This window comes from Delftia sp. UME58 (assembly GCF_014170385.1).
In the GTDB taxonomy this organism is placed as follows: domain Bacteria; phylum Pseudomonadota; class Gammaproteobacteria; order Burkholderiales; family Burkholderiaceae_C; genus Comamonas; species Comamonas acidovorans.
In genome coordinates this window covers 1-1,122 of the sequence record NZ_LZZV01000092.1, presented here as the reverse complement: position 1 = coordinate 1,122, position 1,122 = coordinate 1, and the positions used below count along the sequence as shown (strand labels likewise).

Annotated in this window: 1 protein-coding gene; it reads right to left on the bottom strand. The window is 66.9% G+C overall.

Annotation, left to right across the window (positions count from 1 at the left end):
- Positions 1-143: 143 nt before the first annotated feature.
- Positions 144-1,122 (bottom strand): methyl-accepting chemotaxis protein (locus A9976_RS23040; RefSeq protein WP_183020928.1); only part of this gene is annotated, 979 nt, incomplete at its 5' end.

Genomic DNA, 1,122 nt, shown 5'->3' with positions numbered 1-1,122 from the left:
ACGTGCGTAGGAATCGCACGCGGCATCCTTGAACGCCTGCCTCAAGGAATACGGCCGCGCACAGGCGCGGCCGTATTCCTTGCCTTGCGCCACCAGTCAGGCCGGGCGCGCGGTTCGCGGCCAGCCCGAGCAGGCGCGGAAGGTCAGCCTTGCGTCAACGTCGGCGCGGCATAGCCGCCGAGTTGATGCGCTGGCACTTCGATCACTTCGCCGGCGTTGATCTTGAACACCGCGACGGCTTCGGCCAGACGGTGCGCCTGATCCTGCAGGGAACCCGCGGCGGCGGCCGCTTCTTCCACCAAGGCCGCGTTCTGCTGCGTCACTTCGTCCATCTGCGACACCGCGCGGTTCACCTGGTCGATGCCGCTGGACTGCTCGTCGGATGCCGCCGAGATCTCACCCATGATGTCCGTCACGCGCTTGACCGAGGCCACGATCTCTTGCATCGTCGCGCCTGCGCGTTCCACCTGCTGCGAACCCGCGCCCACCTTCGTGACCGAGTCTTCGATCAGGCCCTTGATTTCCTTGGCCGCTTGCGCGCTGCGTTGCGCCAGCGAACGCACTTCGCCCGCCACCACCGCGAAACCCTTGCCCTGCTCGCCCGCGCGCGCCGCTTCCACCGCGGCGTTCAGCGCCAGGATGTTCGTCTGGAACGCGATGCCGTCGATCACCGACACGATTTCCGAGATCTTGCGCGAGCTGGCCGAAATGCCCTGCATCGTGCTGACCACTTCAGACACCGCCGAACCGCCGCGCTCCGCCACGTCCGACGCGCTGGCCGCCAACTGGTTGGCCTGGCGCGCGTTGTCCGCGTTCTGCTTCACCGTGGACGCCAATTGCTCCATGGACGCAGCGGTTTCCTCAAGCGAGGCCGCCTGCTGTTCGGTCCGGCTGGACAGGTCCGTGTTGCCCGCGGAAATCTCGCGCGAGCCCACGTTGATTTCATCCACGCCGCGGCGCACCGTCGACACCGTGCGCGTCAGGCTTTCCTGCATGCGCTTGATGGCGCCGAACAGTTGCCCGATCTCGTTGGTGCTGCGCACCTCGATACGGCCGGTGAAGTCCCCGCCGGCGATCTTGTCGAAGTGGTCACCCGCCTGGTGCAACGGGCGCAGCACCGTG